The following is a 16,479-nucleotide window of genomic DNA, read 5'->3' on the forward strand; positions in this document are numbered from 1 at the left end:
GGAATGGGGTATGAGGCACAGCATAATGTCACCGAGTGACAAAATGAAAGAGGTGGGGGCGGGAAAATCTGTCGCACCCCGCGCAAGGGCGGGGCGCAGGCCCTCTACCAGCGCGGACGAGTTGGAGCGGGTGGCATTCGAGCTGTTCGAACAGCGCGGCTTCGACGACACGACGGTCGGGGACATCGCGGCCGCCGTCGGTGTCAGCAAGCGGACCTTCTTCCGCTACTTCGAGTCGAAGAACGACGTCGTGTGGGGCAATTTCAGCGACCAGCTGCAGGCGATGCGCGATCTGTTCGACCGGTGTCCACCCGAACAGCCGGTCGCCGACGCGGTCCGCAGCGTGGTGGTCGAGTTCAACCGCTTCGACCCGGCTCAGGTGCCCTGGCACCGCAAGCGCATGGAGCTGATCCTGAAAGTGCCCGCGCTGCAGGCGCATTCGACGCTGCGCTATCAGGAGTGGCGAAACGTGGTCGCCGAGTTCGTGGCGGCCCGGCTGGGTGTCGGCACTGGTGACCTGCTCGCCCAGGTCGCGGGGCACTGTGCCCTCGGCGTCGCGATCGCCGGATACGAACACTGGCTCGACCATCCCGACCAGGAACTCACCGACATCCTCGACCGCGCGCTGCGGAGTTGGGGTTCCGGATTCGGCGCCGAGGCGGCCACCGGGTAGGTGGACTGCGTAGAGAAGTACGTAGTTCTACGGTCGCCGACGGGCGAGGCGGAAGCAATGCTGGACCGCAGTCATGCCGGCACTACCCGCTCGGGGACGAAGATGTACGCAGAGATTCGGCAGCGGCGCCGCGATGGCAGCGCTGTCCCGGCCGTCCCGGCGCCGTGCTGAGGCCCGACGGGGGAGGGAACGCCGTGCACAACGATGTGCACTTGCGTATCTGGGTGGGCGGAACCGCCTTCGATTACCGGACCGCTGCGGCGGCGGTGGACAACATCGTCCGGGACTGGCGGCGGAAACGGTGGTGCACGATCGAATTCATTCTCAGCACGATCGACGGGCGTCTCCCGGAGACTCGCTTACCGAACGAGCGACTGTTCCTCGGCCCGTAAAGCCCCGCTCTCCGCCAAGTGGAGCGAGGGCGACCGCCTACGCCGGGCGCGCGTTGGCTGGCCCTGCGGTATCAGCGCTACCGATGCGAGGATCTGCGCCGCGAGCCCGACGCCGTCGACGCGGCGGCGACCTCGTTCGGTCCGATCGTCACCATTGCTGTCCTTCGATTCCGAGATCCGCCTCGGCGAGGCTTCGAATGGCTCTACGTGACGGGATGCGCGCGCATGTGCGTCCCGGCGCGTCCGTCGACGGGAGAGCCGATTGTGAGCGGCAACCGACGACACCGCCAGGGTCGTGCCCACCGCCTCGGATGGAACCGCAGTACCGTATCGGCAACACCGCCGTATGTCATCGGACAGGATGGTCATCGTATGCTCCGAATCGCGTCGATCGTTGTGGTTCTTGGCTTTTCGTCCCTGATCGCGTCCGCGCCGCAGGCGGGAGCCGTGGCCGAGGCGCAGTGCGGCACCCCGCTGTCCGCCGGGGAGATGCAGACCGTCGCCGCGCTGTCGGATACCACGACCATCGGCGCCGGGCCCACCCTCGACCGGCTCGACGAGGCCGTGGCGCGAAACCATCGGATCACCGAAATACTTGCCTCCCACCATGATTGGCGCGGGCTGTTCGATGTGGGGCTCGACGCCGTGGAACAGTCGCCGGTGCTGCCGCTGCAGCACGATCCCAGCGCCTTCGCCGACCCGGAATACGCCCACGCGATCAGCTATGAACTGCTGCGCCGATTCCTGGTGAACCTGCACGCGCAATTCACCGGCGGCGCGCCCGAGCCGCACTGGGCCTGGTATTTCCAGCTGGCCGGGCAATGCGACCAGTCGCCCGCCAGGGTCGCGATGGCCGGCTATAACGCGCACCTGACGGTCGATCTCGCCTACGCGGCCGCCGCGGTCGGCAGCAAACCCGAGAACGCGCCGGACTTCTTCCACATCGTCGACGCGATCGCCCGCAGCGGCGATCTGATCGTCGAACGGACTACGCAGGTCTACAACGCCGACCTCGGGCCGCTGTGGCGGTTCTACTTCGTCGGTGACGGGCTCGACCGGCTGTTCGGCCAGGGCGTGGCCACCGGGCCGCTGCTCGAGGTCGCCGACCTGGGCTACAACGTGGTGGTCTGGACCAACGGCCTGGCATTGCAGAATCCCGCCACCGCCGAGGCCACGCGCGCCGAGATCAACGCTCTGTGGTCGGCCGACGACGCGGCCTTCGCCGTACTCGTACGCCTCGGCGGTCTGTGAGCACGGCGCGCCCGGCCGGCTCCGTCACTCGGCCGGCAGCGGGTGGCGGCCGGTGACGATGAGCAGAATGTCCTTGGCGCACATCGTGATCGGCGTCCCCGACCCCAGTGTGACCGGTGCGTCGGACGCCCGCAATTGCCGACCGGCCAGGTCGACACCGAAGTAGCGCAGCGATTTCGGGCTCGCATGGTCGAGCACGAGGGCGATCCGTTCCGGCGGGGCGGGCGGCAGGCCCAGCGGCTCGGTGATGTCCAGGCCGTGGATCACGTCGTGGCTCAACGCGCCCACCACCCCACCGCCCGGCGGACGCCACGGGTGGTCGACGTTGTCGCGCAGCGACGCGAGCAGTGCGGCATCGCTCATCCGCGCGGTGTCGGCGCACGCGGCCCGGTCGGCGTAGCGGTGGAACGAGAAGCGCGCGCCGGCCAGGCCGCGCACGAACGCCCAGGTGGATGTCCGGTAGGGCATCGTCATATGGGCGAGCACCTCGCGGACTCGCCAGCCGTCACACAGCGAGGGCGCGGCCCACTGCTCCGTCGTGAGAGTGGTGAGCAGCTCCGCGAGGCGTCGGCGCTCGGCCACAGTGTGCTCGCGCAGGAAGTCGGTGTCGGTCGAGGTCATGAACCCGTCGTTTCGGTCGTAGGGCAGTGGTCACCTCTGTTACGAGCCCGACGGCGAGAATTCATCGGTGGGAGCGTGGAAAGCCGGCGGGAGGCCGAATTCGGCGAACCGGTCGCCGCTACCCAGGTATGTCACCTGCCGCGCTATCAGGCCCGACCGCGCCTCGATCGCGAGCAGAGCGAAGGGGCGCAGCACACCGTCGGTGTCGGGGCGGTACTGACCGAATCCGACCGAACCGTTCATCCGGACCGGTATCAGCCGATCGTCGACGCACGCCTCGCCCGCCGCGAAGACCGAGACGACGAGGTCGCGCCCGCTCAGTCGCCACGCGAGCGGCGGCATACCGGATTCGGCGTCCTCGCACAGCAGCGCGGCGAGGGTGTCGACATCGTGGTTTTCGAAGGCCGCGACGTAGCGCCGGACCAATTCGCGGTCGCCCGGATCGTCGGGATCGAGCGGATCCGTGGGGGACTGGCGAACCGCGGTCAGGGTGGCGCGCGCTCGTTGCAGGGCGCTGTTGACCGCGGCCGGGGTGACCTCCAGCATGGTCGCGGTTTCGGCGGCGCTGAACGCCAGCACCTCGCGCAGGACCAGCACCGCCCGCTGGCGTGGCGGCAGATGTTGCAATGCCGCGACGAAGGCCAGCCGCACGGACTCGCGGCGAACCACGCGGTCGGCCGGGTCGAGCACCCGCGCGTCCGCGATCGGATCGAGCCATCGGTCGGCGGGCACCACCGCATCCGGATCGAATCCGGTCGAGACCGGGCCTTCCCATACCAGCATCCGGCGCCGCGCCGAGCGCAGCATGTCCAGGCAGATGTTGGTGGCGATGGCATGGACCCAGGTCGACAGTCGGCCGCGCCCGGGGTCGAAGCTGTCGAATCGGGTGTAGGCGCGGATCAGCGTCTCCTGCACCGCATCGTCGGCATCGGCCGACGAACCGAGCAGACGGTAGCAGTAGCCGGTCAGCGGAATCCGCAGCGCCTCGAGGGCATCGGCCTCCGACAGCGGTTCACTCGCGGACACACTCACCGCCCCATGCTCGCACCTGCGTCTCGCTGGCGACAGCGGGACCGCTCCGGTAACTTGCCGTCATGAAACTGCGCGCGGGTGAGGTCGATTTCCACTACGTGGAGCACGGCACGGGCCGGCCGGTCGTGGTGCTGCACGGTGCCGGTGTCGATCACCGCGAGGCCGAGGCGTGCTTCGAGCGATCACTCGGCGATATCGCCGGATTACGGCGGATCTACCCCGACCTGCCCGGAACGGGATATACCACCGCGCCCGACACGCTGTTCGCGCGCTGTCCGCACGCGACGCTCGCCGTGATCGACGAGGCCGGACACGCCCTTCCGCACGAGCAGCCGGAACTACTGCGAGCCCTGCTGGCCGAGTGGCTCACACGCGTGGCGCGCGCCGGCGAGCGACCGTGACGTTCACCCGGCCGGTGCCGGCGGAGGCGGACCAATCCGACATACACCTCGACATCGAATACATCGTGGTTTGCCAACGGAAACGCTCGGAGAAAGGAACGCTGTGATAAGCGGAATCATCGCGGTTGTCGGAGCTTTGGCCTCGGGTCTCGGATCGATCCTCACCGGCCTGATCGGCGTTTTGCTCTGATCGAGGCTCTGCGGACCCGGTGAACCGATTCCGGCTTCGCCGGGTCTGCGCGGGCAGTTCGGCGCGCCGAGCGCCGAACTCTTGCCCGCGAGCGCATCGATCGGAAAAGTGGCCGCCGGATCTGTTCACTCGACGAGGAGGCGCGGCGTGCGTTTCGGCATCTTCATTCCGCAGGGCTGGCGGCTGGATCTGGTCGGCATCGAACCGGGGGCGCAGTGGGGTGTGATGCGGGAGCTGGCGCAGCGGGCCGACGCCGCGGAAGTCTGGGAATCGCTGTGGGTCTACGACCACTTCCACACCGTGCCGGTTCCCACCGAGGAAGCGACACACGAGGCGTGGACGCTCATGTCGGCATTCGCCGCCACCACGTCGCGCATCCGGCTGGGGCAGATGTGCACGGCGATCAGCTACCGGAACCCGGCCTACCTCGCCAAGGTGGCCGCGACCGTGGATCTCGTATCGGGCGGACGGGTGGAGATGGGTATCGGCGGCGGCTGGTACGAGCACGAGTGGCGCGCCTACGGTTACGGATTCCCTTCCGCGGGTGAGCGTTTGGGCCGGCTGGACGAGGGTGTGCAGATCTTCCGTCAGGCGTGGACCACCGGCACCGCCACCCTCGACGGCAAGTACTACCGGGTCGACGGTGCCCGGGTGTATCCGTTGCCGCTCCAGCGGGGCGGCATTCCGATCTGGATCGCGGGTGGCGGTGAGAAGGTCACGCTGCGCATCGCCGCGAAATACGCGCAGTACACCAACTTCGCGGGCGATCCCGAGACCTTCACCCACAAATCCGAGCTGCTGCGCGCGCACTGCGCCTCCGTCGGAACCGATTTCGATTCGATCACCCGCAGCTCCAACTTCAACACCGTGATCGGCGCCACCGAGGCCGAGGTGCGCGAACGGCTGGACGCACTCGCCTCGCGGCTCGCTCCCGCGCTCGGGTCCGACGCCGCGCAGGACTGGGTCACCAAGCTCTGCGCTGATTCCCCTGCGGTCGGCACACCGGAACAGATCGTCGAAAACCTGTCCCGGGTCCGCGATCTGGGCTTGTCGTACGCGATCCACAACTTCCCCGAATCGGCATACGACCTCTCCGGTGTGGAGTTGTTCGAGCGTGCGGTGATTCCCGCGCTGCGATGAACCGATGCCCTCAGTCGCCGCGCGCGTCCTCCGGTGACCAGAACGCTCGCATACCGGTGATCCGCGCGTCCTCGTCGAAGGTCATCACATCGATCGGTTCGATCGTCGTTGTGCGGGAGCCGGTTTCGGTGACCACCCGCGGGACATCCGAAGCCGCCACCACCAGGAAAGGGATAGTCATGAACCACCGCATGCGCGCAGGTGCCGCATGAGCGCCGCCGACGACCACGCGGACGACGAACGCTACCGAGAACTCGCGGCATCGGCCCGGGGGCTCCTGGCGGGGGAACACGACCGGATCGCCAACGCCGCCAATCTGTCCGCGCTCGTCTATCACGGTCTTCCCGACCTGAACTGGGTGGGATTCTATTTCTACGACGGGAGAGAGCTGGTGGTCGGCCCCTTCCAGGGCCGCCCGGCATGTGTGCGGATCGGGCTGGATCGCGGTGTCTGCGGTGCGGCGGCGCGGACTCGCCGGACGCAACGCGTCGCCGATGTACACGCGGTGCCCGACCATATCGCCTGCGATCCGCTGAGCAGATCCGAATTGGTGGTGCCGCTGGTGTCCGAGGGCACGCTGCTCGGCGTCTTCGATCTGGACAGTCCCGAACTCGACCGATTCGGTCCGGTCGATCAGCGGGGCCTGGAGGAGATCGCGTCGATCTATCTCGCCTCGGTCGCGCAGGGGAGGAACTGAGCCGACGTCCGGCTCGAAGTCGCAGTGCCGCAACCGAATCGAGGGCGCGTTGGGGGGTCGGCGTAGCCGGTCGGCTACGAGGCCGCCTGCATCGCCGACCGGAAAGCCTGGGGGTTCGGCCGGCCCAACGTCCACCTGGCCGCCGCCAGCGCCTCCGCACACGATGCCTTCAGGCGTGGATGCTGGGGGCGGGGATAGCCGGCGGCGTCGACTTCTGCCCGCAGACCCACGATTCGACGTTCCAGCAGGCGTGCGTCCGCGGTCTTCAGCCCGCGCCGCGCAGATGTCAACGCGGTCAACACTCTGCGCTGGAGATCGTCCATACAGCACACCTCCTGTGGTGATGGGCCCTCGGCGGTGACGAGGTTCGTTCCGAGTGCGGATTGTCGAGTGCGGATTGTCGAGTGGTACCCCAACGACGCGCCGCGAAAACGGCGGCCCCGCCCGGGGCGCAATGAGGCAAACGGCTTGTACCGGAAGGACATTCGTCCTACGCGGCGGCAGGCTTGCCGGGACGAGGTTTGCCGCGGCGGGCAGCGGGGCACTCGAAGACTGGTCGTCATAGCTCGGCCCCGCTTTGGCCGGGGCGGTATGCCGGCGGTGAAGTTGACTCATCGCGTCGGATCGAGGTCCGTTATGCACAGTGACCCACCCGGTCGCACCGGTGCGTCGCCTGTGTCGGCGGCCGGAGTCGCCGCATTGTTGCGTGCCCTGCCCGGCTCACCGATGGCCGGGGTGACCGCGCACGGCGGAACGGTGCTCGAGATCGTCGCGGCGACGACGCAACGCGCGCGCATGGTCGAGGAGGCTCAGCTGCTCCACCCCGACAGCCCTGCCAGAGACGTTGCGGCGACCGGCGTGCCGATCGTGATCACCGATCTCGCCGGCAGTTCGCGCTGGCCGGGGTGCGGCGCGGAACTGAGGTTGTGGGGAGTGCGGGCGGTGCAGTGCCAGCCGCTGTCCGACGACGACGGTGCGGTGGTCGGAGTGCTGAGCATCTACACCCCCGCCGCGAACGTGCTCACCGAAGAACTCGCCGACGCACTGCACCCGGTGTGCCGTTGTGCCACCGACCTGTTGCAGATCCGGCGCCGCAATCCACCGCGGCTGCGGCGGGACTGACGCCGCTACGTCCCGACGCGGGCGGTGTGGTCGCCGTCACTCGAACACCTCACCGCCGGGGAGCCGCCGTCGGTGATTTCCGGGCCCTCATTAGCATCGACGTGGCGTACCCGTCGAGGAAACCGAGGACCTGCGTTGACTACCGAACAACTTGACCGCTGGAACGCCCAGGAAGCCGCCGCGGAGGCGATGATCCCGATCATCGGCACGTTGTATCGGGCGAAGGGTGTGACGGTCCTGCTGCACAGCCGGTCGCTGGTGAACCGGTCGGTGATCAGCATTCTGCGGACACACCGGTTCGCCCGCCAGATCGAGGGCGACGAGCTGTCGGTGGACGAGACGCTCCCGTTCCTGCGCGTCCTGGAGGAACTGGATCTCGGCCCGTGCAAGATCGATCTCGGTCAGCTGGTCGTGGCCTATCGCGCCGATGATCGCGGGCTCTCGGTTCGTGAGTTCACCGAGGTGGTTCTGGCCGAGGTGATCGGCGGCAACAAGGCGCAGGCGCCGGGTCCGCGCGATGTCGTGCTGTACGGCTTCGGCCGGATCGGCCGGCTGGTCACCCGTCTGCTCATCGAGAAGGTCGGCTCCGGCAATGGGCTGAACCTGCGTGCGGTGGTGGTTCGCCGCGGCGGCGACGGTGATCTGGCCAAGCGCGCGTCGCTGCTGCGCCGGGATTCGGTGCACGGGCACTTCAACGGCACCATCAAGGTCGACGCCGACAACGACACGATCATCGCCAACGGAAACGTCATCAAGTTCATCTACAGCGACGATCCGACGACGATCGACTACACCGAATACGGAATCGACGACGCGATCCTGATCGACAACACCGGTAAGTGGCGCGATCGCGACGGGCTGTCGCAGCATCTGCGCCCCGGCATCGCGAAGGTGGTCCTCACCGCGCCCGGTAAGGGCGACGTCCCGAATATCGTGCACGGCGTCAACCACCGCGATCTGGATCTGACGCAGCGGATCTTCTCGTGCGCCTCCTGCACCACCAACGCGATCGTGCCGCCGCTCAAGGCCATGGACGACGAATTCGGCATCACCCGCGGCCACGTGGAAACCGTGCACTCGTTCACCAACGATCAGAATCTGCTGGACAACTATCACAAGGCCGACCGCCGCGGCCGCTCCGCGCCGTTCAATCTGGTTCTGACCGAAACCGGCGCCGCCTCCGCCGTCGCCAAGGCGATGCCGGACTTCAAGGCCAAGATCACCGGTAACTCGATTCGTGTCCCCACCCCGGATGTGTCCGTCGCCATCCTGAACCTGCAACTCGAGCGGGAGACGACGAAGTCCGAGGTGCTCGCGTACCTGCGGCAGGTGTCGCTCGCCGGCCCGCTGAGCCGCAATCTCGACTACATCGCCGCATCCGACGTGGTCTCCAGCGATTTCATCGGCTCCCGCGCGGCCTCGATCATCGATGCCAACGCCACCATCGTCGATGGCGACACCGCGATCCTGTACTGCTGGTACGACAACGAATTCGGTTATTCGTCCCAGGTGGTCCGGACGGTGCAGTACATCTCGGGTATCGAGTACCCCACCTACCCGCAGTTCGCGGATCGGTCGCAGGATGCCGCCGATGTGCGCGCACTCGTCGCGGTCGAGGCGGGGTAGCCGCGCCCGTTCAGTGGGTGAGGACGACCTTGACGACGACCACCGTCGTCGCGACGGCGGTCAGCAGGAGTGCCGAGAGGACGGTCGAGCGGCCGGGTCTGGCGCCTTTGAGCCGTTCGATGACGAAGACGATGCCGCCGATGCGGACGAGCATCGCCACCTCGGCGACGATCTGTGCGGTGTGGGGTGCGAGCCAGTCGACGGCGGCGCATGCCAGGATGATCGACGGCAGCACCGCGGAGCTGAGAATCGGCATCGAATCGCGCAGTTCCTCCCACCGCTGCTGCGGCGTGAGCGGGCGGTTCTCCCGCACGCCCTGGCCGACGCCCTCGGCGAAGGTGTGCGCGACGAAGGTGGACAGCGCGGTGCCGACGACCACGAGGATTCCGACGTGCTCCGCGGTGGTGGTCACCGGGATCAGCGCGGCGAGGACGAGGATGTTGCCGTAGACGTAGGCGCTGATCCGGCTGGCGGCATTGTTGCGGTCCAGCGGATCGCGCCGGGAGAACAGGGGGCCGTGAAGTAGTGCGTCGCGGCTGCCGTCCATGAGTCTCCCGTTCTGATCGTCTGGTGCGAGGCCTCGGGGCGGGCACGGGTGGGGCGGGTGGGCCGCCGCGAACAACCCTAGATGAGTCATTCCGATGTTGATCAGTGGTCGTAGGCGATCAGGGATCGTGTGACCGGTTGTCCGGTCTTGTGGTTGTGCCAGATCGCCGCAGCCAGCGCGAGGACGCGCTGAGCGACGCGAACGGCGACGCCCTCGAAGGTCCGGCCGCCGTGCTGTTCCAGGTCAAGCTGGCCTTTGAGGGTGTCGTTCACCGACTCGATCAGTTGTCGCACCGACTTCAGTGGGGACTCGCCTTTGCGGTGTTTCTCCCGCTTGAATGCTGGCCGCAGCAGCGCTGCGCCGCGTAAGGCCAGATCGGCCTCGAACTCCTTGGAGGCGAAGCCCTTGTCTGCGATCAGCAGCAGGCCGGGCCGGTCGGTGACCGCCTCCGGTTCGCGGTCGAGCATGGCCGTCAGTACCTCACGCTCGTCCAGCTTCGGGTTCGCCAGAGCCCACAGAATCGGCATCCCGGTGGGGGTGCACACCAGATACAGCCGCAAGCCCCAGAAGAACCGGGAGTGGGAGGCGCAGTACCCGTAGCTGGCCCAGCCGGCCATGTCCGACCGTTTCACCGTGGGCCGTGAGCGTCCGCACTCGACCGGGGTGGAGTCGATGATCCAGTGGTTGTCGAACCAGAAGTCGGTGTCCGTTGCCATGATCCGGATCACCCGTTTGATCAGCGGCAGCGCGGCCCTCAGCCGCTTGTTCCACCCTGGCTGCTTCGGTATGTAGGGGAACATCGCGCCCTGGCGGGAGCGGACGAATCGCAGCCACCTCGACTCCGACGCGAAGCCCAGCATCGCCTGTGCCACGGCGAGGCAGACGAGCTCGGAGTCCGTCAACTGTGGCGGGCGGCCCAGCCATCGGGGATCTCCGATCTCGTCGTCAATCCTCACGTACAGTGCGGTGAGCAGGGTGTCCAGATCGCTTGTCACAGAACGATCTTGGATGCCGTGCCTGCGCTCCCGGACGCGGGCCTCAGCAGAAGCCCGTTCAGAGGTGAGTGGCGGGAAGCGGTTCCACATCAAACGGGCGGGGCCCGAAAATGCTGACGGATCGCTCACGCACCAGCGGTAGTGCCTGACGGAGGTCTGCGCCGAGGTAGTGCAGGGAGTCGAGAGCGCGCGACTCCCAGATGGGGAACTCCCCGTCCGTGTTGCGTGACGCGGTGTTCCACAACAAGGCATCGCCGTTCTCGCTCCACGCGAAGACCTCCAGGGTGGCAGCCAGGGACCAGTGGCCGTCCGGTTCCACCATCCAGTCGAACGCTTCGGTCTCTCCGTCTCGATAGCTCGCGCGAAATCGCTTCGTGAGCTGGGTGCCCCGACCGTGCAAGCCGTCGGCGCATCCCGAACGGACTGGCGGGTAAACCAGCCACAACCCGAAGGCGCGTCCCCACCCCGCATGGCGAACGAACGCACTATAGGAAGCGGGAAACCCCTCGCCGTCTGCGAAGCGGTATCCATAGAGCGCCTCGAAGTCGATGTGCTCGATCGTCGGTGAACCCGGAAGACGCAGGTCGGCTATTGAATCGCTGATCATGTCGTGGATGCTAGCGGTCGCACAGGACCGGACTGCCGCAAACTTCCTCAACTCAGTAGACCAGGACAGGACGGCGGATGACCCTCTCGAAGCGCACGATGACCATGAGTGCGTACAAGGCACACCGCCAGCATTAGGAATAACTCGTCTAGGACATCGGTGACCGACCCACCTGGCGGTGCGGCGCGTTCGTCTGGTTTGCTCTGGCAGAGCACGGCATTCGGGCCCGGCGCGTGCGTGAGTGCCCGGCGACAGGTGGAACGCGAGGTCAGGTGATGGGGTTCGGGGACGGCGGTCCGGCGGGGGAGCCGCGCGGCGTGACCGGGGTGGTCCAGTGGGTGGGTGTGCTGTGGGGTGCGCTGGCGGCTGTGCTCACCGCACCGGTGGCCGCGGCGGGGGTGGCGAGCGTCTATCGGTTCCCGATTCCGTTCGGTGAGTACGCCGAAGGACTTCGCGAGGCGGTGAACGCCGCGCTGGCCGCGGTGTTCTATCTCGTGATGGGCGGCGGCATGCTGCTGGCCGTGCTCGGTGGTGCGGCGGGGTTGATGATCGTGCGCGCGCACGGCCGGCGGCTCGGGCGCTCGCTGGCGCTCACCTTCGCGGCGGGGTTCGGGCTGGCGGCGGTGGGCGCGTTCGCGCTCGCCCTGTTCGAGCACGTCATCGGCCCGTGGTGAGCGAGCGCCGTGGTGACCGCCGGGTCCGGTCACTCTGCCGCCGTCAGTGGTTCGCGCAGTTCACGTTTGAGTAGTTTTCCGCTCTGGTTGCGGGGCAGCGACTCGACGAAGCGGATGTTCTTGGGCACCTTGAACGGTGCGATCAGCTCCTTGACGTGCGCGATCAGCGCATCAGCCGTCGTCTCGCGGCCCTCGTGCAGGACCACGACAGCGGTGACGGCCTCGATCCACTTCTCGTCCGGGGTGCCGATGACCGCGACCTCGGCGACGGCGGGATGAGTGTAGAGGGCGTCTTCGACCTCGCGAGAGGCGACGAGGATGCCGCCGGTGTTGATGACGTCCTTGATCCGGTCGACGACGGTGATGTAGCCGTCGGCATCCCGCGTCACCAGGTCGCCGGAGTGGAACCATCCATCGCGGAACGCCGCGGCGGTCGCCTCGGGATTGTCCCAGTACCCCCGGCACAGCTGTGGTGAGCGATAGAGGACCTCGCCCGGCTCGCCGGGGCCGACGTCGTTGCCGTCGGTGTCGACCACACGGGTTTCCACGAAGAACACCGGCCGCCCGCACGACGACGGCCGCTCGGCATGTTCCTCCGGGCGCAGCACCGTGGCCAGCGGCCCGATCTCCGATTGTCCGAAGCAGTTGTAGAAGCCCAGGTCCCGATAGCGTTCCCGCAGCCGGTTCAGCACGGTTACCGGCATGATCGAGGCGCCGTACTGTGCCTTGCGCAGCGCGGAGAGGTCGCGGCGGTCGAGGTCGGGGTGGTTCGACAGGGGCACCCAGACGGTCGGGGCGAGGAACAGCGAACCGATCCGGTCCTGTTCGACCCGGCGCAGAATCTCCGGGATATCCGGGGTGGCCATGAGGTGCACGGTCGCGCCGACCGACAGGTAGGGCAGCATGAACACGTGCATGGCCGCCGAGTGGTAGAGCGGCATGGCGACGAGCGGATTGTCGTCCGCATGCAGGTCCAGCGCGATCACCGACGAGACGTACTCGAAGACGAGCGCCTCGTGAGTCATGATGGCGCCCTTGGGTTTCGACGTCGTGCCCGAGGTGTAGAGCAGTTGGGCGAGGTCGGTGGCGGACGCCCGGGACGAGAAGTCCGAGACCTCGCCCGCGGCGTCGGCGACCTCCCGCAGCGATCCGTCGGCATCGCGCAAGGGTATGACGTACTCGACCGCGGTGAGTTCGCCCCGCGCCTGATCGAGCGTGCCGATCAGCGCGGGGTCGGCCAGCACGGCCCGCGCGCCCGACTGGGAGACCAGGTAGCTCAGCTCCCCACCCTTCAGGGCATAGTTCACCGGTACGTGCACCAGGCCCGCCCGAGCGCAGGCCAGGAAACCGATGACGTACGCGTCCGAATTGGTGCCGTAGGCGGCGACCCGATCGCCCGCGGCCAGGCCGAGGTCGAGCAGATGGGCCGCCGCCCGGGTGACCGCGGCATCGAGTGCCTGGTAGGTGTAGGCCCGGCCTTCGAATGTCAGCGCGATGCGGCCGGGGACCTTTGCCGCCGAACGGTGCAGCACGCCGTCGATGGTGTGCGTGCGGGGGTCGAGACTCATAGGCCGCAGATTATAGGGCGTCCAACTAGTTTGGTGAGGAATTCGCGCGGCCGATGCATCGCCGCACTTCGTCCGCTGCGCATCGTCGTTGCTCCGGCAGGACCAGGATCTGCACGGGCTCGTCGGGCGCGCGGGGCGGTGGACGCGTCGGCGACCCTGTGAGTCCCACGCGGGCGGTGATGAGCGGTCGAGCATCGGAACCGGCTGCCGGGGCGTACATTCGTGTCCGTGGCGCCTGCCCGTCACGGCTCGCGTCCATCGCACGGGAACCGGTTGTGAGGAGGCGGGATGGCACAGGACAAGGGCGCGATATTCCGGGCTCTGGTGGAGCGGATTCGCGACGGCGAGGGCAGCACCCCACGAGAACAGCGGGCACAAGCCTTCGGAAACGCCGGACCGCCCCCGCTGCGTGAACTCGTCGACAAGGTCGCGACCCACCCGACCGAGGTGACCGATGCCGACTTCGCGGCGGCTCGGGCATCGGGATTCGGCGAGGACGAACTCGTCGAACTGGTGATCGCTGCCGCGGTCGGACAGTCTGCCCGACAGTACGACGCCGGACTCGCGGCGCTGGCCGAAGCGACCGGGGAGCGTGGCTGATGCGGCCGGATATCCTGAACCACGGCTATCGGCCCGGAACCACACTTCTGTTCAAGGCCATCCGAGTGTTCTCCGGCCAGCCGCTGCCCGATGCCGCGAAGCTGGTGTTCTATCGACCGGATTTCTACGGCGCGCGAGCGAAGGCGTTCACCCACGCGGCAATGCGCGGACCCTCCGAGTGGTCGGTCGCCGACCGGGAACTGATGGCGGCGTACGTGTCGAAGGTCAACGACTCCGCGTTCTGCGTCGGTGCCCACAGCGCGACCGCGAGGCGAGCGTATGCCGACGAGGCGAAAGTCCGCGCGGTCCTCGACGATCCGGAATCCGCCTCGATCGACGCGGGCCTGCGCGAGACGCTGCTGCTCCTGGGCACGCTGACTCGCGACGGGGAGGTCGCTGCCGACGACGTCCGAAAGGTCCTGTCCGCCGGCGTATCGCCACAACAGGTCGAGGACGCCCTGGCCGTCTGCGCCGCCTTCAACACGACCAACCGGCTCGCCGACGCCTTCGGATTCGACGTCCTGGGTCCGGACGGCTTCGACGCGGGCGCGAAATACCTGCTGAAGCGCGGCTACCGGTAGGTAGCGGGAGCGGTCCGGCGGTGTCCGTTCGGCGGAAATCTAGAACAAGTTCTCGCAATGGGTAGACAGTTTTGGTAAGTTGTCTACCAGTTCACCAGGGATGTCCGCCGTGCGGTCGGTTCGGTTGCGACAAGCCTTGTCTCACAACCGAAATCGCACGGGAACGCCAGCTCCGACCGAGGGGAAGACCATGGCCATCGTCCACCCACTGCCGACGACCGAGGGTAACCGGCGCACGCTGGCGTTGGACAGTCCGGTGGATCGCCGGCGCATCGGCGAACTCGAGGTGGACACCACCGCCGAGGTGCGGAGCGCGGTCGCGCGCGCCCGTGCCGCCCAGCCGGAGTGGGCGGCCCGCAGCGTCGCCGGGCGTGCCGAGATCGTGCGGGCCGCCATCGGCGTGATCGTCGCCCGGCGCGCGGAGATCGCCGAGACCATCCGCACCGAGACCGGTAAGCCGGAGGCCGAGGCGCTCGGCGTCGAAATCGTGCCCGCCTGCGACTTCCTCAACTACTGGACCGCGCGCGCCCCGCGTGATCTGCGCTCGCACCGGCAGCGGCTGCACGGTTATCTGAAACCGATGAAGAAGCTGTACATGCAGTATCAGCCGCTCGGCGTGGTCGGCGTCGTGACGCCGTGGAACGCGCCGTTCGTGCTATCGCTCAATCCGGTGGTGCAGGCGCTGGTCGCGGGCAACACCGTGGTGTTCAAACCGTCCGAGGTGACGCCGTGTTCGGGGGAGTGGGTGGCGCGGGTGCTGCACGAGGCCGGGGTGCCGGAGGATGTCGTGCAGGTGCTGCACGGCGACAGCGAAACCGGTGCGGCGCTGGTCGATTCGGATATCGACAAGGTCTGCTTCACCGGTAGCGTCGGCACCGGCCGCAAGATCGCGGCCGCCTGCGCGACCCGGTTGCTGCCGTGCACTCTGGAGCTGGGCGGCAAGGACGCCATGATCGTCTGCGCGGACGCCGATCTCGAGCGCGCCGCCGCCGGCGCGGTGTATCTGTCGATGTTCAACACCGGTCAGGTCTGCATGAGCGTGGAACGCATCTACGTGGTCGACAGCGTCGCGGACGAATTCATCCGGCTGGTCACCGAGAAGGCGGCGGCGGTCACCTACGGTCCTGGCGACACCGATATGGGCCCGCTGTTCTGGGATCGCCAGCGTGACATCGTCATCCGGCACATCGACGACGCGAAGGCCAAGGGCGCCGACATCGTGGTGGGCGGCGCGGCCGACGCCGGCGAGGGCCTGTACTTCCAGCCCACCGTCGTCGTCGGCGCGCACCACGACATGGAGTTGATGACCGAGGAGACGTTCGGTCCGGTCACCACGATCATGCGGGTCCGTGACGAGGACGAGGCCATCCGGCTGGCCAACGACTGCAGATACGGGCTGAGCGGCTCGGTGTTCACCAAGGACGCCGCCAAGGCCCGGCGCATCGCGGCCCAGCTCACCACCGGTTCCGTGGTGCACAACGACGCGGCCGTCATCTACGGTGTGCCCGAGGCGCCCTTCGGCGGGCGCAAGGACAGCGGCGTCGGCCAGGTCAACGGCCTGGGCGCGCTGCGCGGCTTCACCCATGCCCAGCCGGTCCTGATCGACCGCTGGCAGTCCAAGCGGGAAAGCATCTGGTACCCCTACTCGGAGAAGACCATTCGCAACCTCGACGGTCTCATCCGCTATGGGTTCGGCAACAAGATCATGCGCACACTGCTGTCCTGACGGTCGCGCTCACGCCCTGGCCCGGCCGGGCAACAC

18 protein-coding genes and 1 pseudogene are annotated in these 16,479 nt (G+C 67.7%); 11 read left to right on the forward strand and 8 right to left on the reverse strand.

Annotated features, from left to right (window positions below):
• Positions 1–43: 43 nt before the first annotated feature.
• Together mftR and C5E41_RS16860 are read left to right on the forward strand one after the other, a co-directional pair.
• Complete coding sequence (gene mftR / locus C5E41_RS16850) at positions 44–673, forward strand: mycofactocin system transcriptional regulator (protein ID WP_104376773.1); 630 nt, start codon at positions 44–46, stop codon at positions 671–673.
• 839 nt (positions 674–1,512) lie between these two features.
• The gene (locus C5E41_RS16860; protein ID WP_258081025.1) at positions 1,513–2,316 is read left to right on the forward strand and encodes a DUF5995 family protein; all 804 of its coding nucleotides are present in this window, start codon (positions 1,513–1,515) and stop codon (positions 2,314–2,316) included.
• 24 nt (positions 2,317–2,340) lie between these two features.
• On the opposite strand, the gene C5E41_RS16865 is transcribed toward C5E41_RS16860, so the two are convergent.
• Both C5E41_RS16865 and C5E41_RS16870 read right to left on the reverse strand, forming a co-directional pair.
• Positions 2,341–2,937 (reverse strand): maleylpyruvate isomerase family mycothiol-dependent enzyme, encoded by a 597-nt coding sequence (locus C5E41_RS16865; RefSeq protein ID WP_104376776.1) that lies wholly within the window; start codon positions 2,935–2,937, stop codon positions 2,341–2,343.
• Between the two features lie 39 nt (positions 2,938–2,976).
• Positions 2,977–3,969 (reverse strand): RNA polymerase subunit sigma-70, encoded by a 993-nt coding sequence (locus C5E41_RS16870; protein ID WP_219823178.1) that lies wholly within the window; start codon positions 3,967–3,969, stop codon positions 2,977–2,979.
• A 62-nt stretch (positions 3,970–4,031) separates the two neighbouring features.
• Here C5E41_RS16870 and C5E41_RS16875 point away from each other — a divergent pair, with 62 nt between their 5' ends.
• Positions 4,032–4,370 carry an alpha/beta fold hydrolase gene (locus C5E41_RS16875; RefSeq protein WP_104376777.1) on the forward strand — a complete coding sequence of 113 codons (339 nt, stop codon included), beginning with the start codon at positions 4,032–4,034 and terminating at the stop codon, positions 4,368–4,370.
• A 337-nt stretch (positions 4,371–4,707) separates the two neighbouring features.
• A complete protein-coding gene (locus tag C5E41_RS16880; RefSeq protein WP_104376778.1) occupies positions 4,708–5,700 on the forward strand; it encodes an LLM class F420-dependent oxidoreductase in 993 nt (330 codons plus the stop codon).
• A gap of 10 nt (positions 5,701–5,710) precedes the next feature.
• Here C5E41_RS16880 and C5E41_RS16885 read toward each other — a convergent pair.
• Positions 5,711–5,839, reverse strand: a pseudogene (locus tag C5E41_RS16885) (steroid delta-isomerase); the annotation flags it as partial.
• 69 nt (positions 5,840–5,908) lie between these two features.
• Here C5E41_RS16885 and C5E41_RS16890 point away from each other — a divergent pair.
• Positions 5,909–6,397: a GAF domain-containing protein gene (locus tag C5E41_RS16890; protein ID WP_104376779.1), complete on the forward strand. Its 489-nt coding sequence runs from the start codon at positions 5,909–5,911 to the stop codon at positions 6,395–6,397.
• A gap of 74 nt (positions 6,398–6,471) precedes the next feature.
• Here the strand turns inward: C5E41_RS16890 and C5E41_RS16895 are convergent, their stop codons facing one another.
• Positions 6,472–6,720 (reverse strand): hypothetical protein, encoded by a 249-nt coding sequence (locus C5E41_RS16895; RefSeq protein WP_104376780.1) that lies wholly within the window; start codon positions 6,718–6,720, stop codon positions 6,472–6,474.
• 352 nt (positions 6,721–7,072) lie between these two features.
• Here C5E41_RS16895 and C5E41_RS16900 point away from each other — a divergent pair, with 352 nt between their 5' ends.
• Together C5E41_RS16900 and C5E41_RS16905 are read left to right on the forward strand one after the other, a co-directional pair.
• Entirely contained in the window at positions 7,073–7,519 is a 447-nt protein-coding gene (locus C5E41_RS16900) for a GAF domain-containing protein (protein WP_146097581.1), read from the forward strand.
• 189 nt (positions 7,520–7,708) lie between these two features.
• Positions 7,709–9,145 (forward strand): glyceraldehyde-3-phosphate dehydrogenase, encoded by a 1,437-nt coding sequence (locus C5E41_RS16905; protein WP_439956442.1) that lies wholly within the window; start codon positions 7,709–7,711, stop codon positions 9,143–9,145.
• A 10-nt stretch (positions 9,146–9,155) separates the two neighbouring features.
• On the opposite strand, the gene C5E41_RS16910 is transcribed toward C5E41_RS16905, so the two are convergent.
• The 3 genes from C5E41_RS16910 to C5E41_RS16920 form a co-directional block, all read right to left on the reverse strand.
• Positions 9,156–9,692, reverse strand: a complete 537-nt coding sequence (locus tag C5E41_RS16910) for a hypothetical protein (RefSeq protein ID WP_104376783.1) — start codon at positions 9,690–9,692, stop codon at positions 9,156–9,158.
• 101 nt (positions 9,693–9,793) lie between these two features.
• Positions 9,794–10,687 (reverse strand): IS982 family transposase, encoded by an 894-nt coding sequence (locus C5E41_RS16915; protein WP_104376784.1) that lies wholly within the window; start codon positions 10,685–10,687, stop codon positions 9,794–9,796.
• A gap of 58 nt (positions 10,688–10,745) precedes the next feature.
• Positions 10,746–11,294: a hypothetical protein gene (locus tag C5E41_RS16920; protein WP_104376832.1), complete on the reverse strand. Its 549-nt coding sequence runs from the start codon at positions 11,292–11,294 to the stop codon at positions 10,746–10,748.
• 275 nt (positions 11,295–11,569) lie between these two features.
• On the opposite strand from C5E41_RS16920, the gene C5E41_RS16925 reads away from it, so the two are divergent.
• Positions 11,570–11,968: a hypothetical protein gene (locus C5E41_RS16925; RefSeq protein WP_104376785.1), complete on the forward strand. Its 399-nt coding sequence runs from the start codon at positions 11,570–11,572 to the stop codon at positions 11,966–11,968.
• A gap of 29 nt (positions 11,969–11,997) precedes the next feature.
• Here the strand turns inward: C5E41_RS16925 and C5E41_RS16930 are convergent, their stop codons facing one another.
• Positions 11,998–13,536, reverse strand: a complete 1,539-nt coding sequence (locus C5E41_RS16930; protein WP_104376786.1) for an acyl-CoA synthetase — start codon at positions 13,534–13,536, stop codon at positions 11,998–12,000.
• A gap of 288 nt (positions 13,537–13,824) precedes the next feature.
• Between C5E41_RS16930 and C5E41_RS16935 the strand changes: the two genes are divergently transcribed.
• The 3 genes from C5E41_RS16935 (at position 13,825) to C5E41_RS16945 (ending at position 16,443) form a co-directional block, all read left to right on the forward strand.
• Positions 13,825–14,136 (forward strand): hypothetical protein, encoded by a 312-nt coding sequence (locus C5E41_RS16935; protein WP_258081026.1) that lies wholly within the window; start codon positions 13,825–13,827, stop codon positions 14,134–14,136.
• The gene (locus C5E41_RS16940; RefSeq protein ID WP_104376787.1) at positions 14,136–14,717 is read left to right on the forward strand and encodes a carboxymuconolactone decarboxylase family protein; all 582 of its coding nucleotides are present in this window, start codon (positions 14,136–14,138) and stop codon (positions 14,715–14,717) included. Before C5E41_RS16935 ends, C5E41_RS16940 begins: the two co-directional genes overlap by 1 nt.
• A gap of 190 nt (positions 14,718–14,907) precedes the next feature.
• Positions 14,908–16,443: an aldehyde dehydrogenase family protein gene (locus C5E41_RS16945; RefSeq protein ID WP_104376788.1), complete on the forward strand. Its 1,536-nt coding sequence runs from the start codon at positions 14,908–14,910 to the stop codon at positions 16,441–16,443.
• Positions 16,444–16,479: the final 36 nt, after the last annotated feature.

The sequence above is a fragment of the Nocardia nova genome (genome assembly GCF_002933465.1).
GTDB lineage: Bacteria > Actinomycetota > Actinomycetes > Mycobacteriales > Mycobacteriaceae > Nocardia > Nocardia nova_B.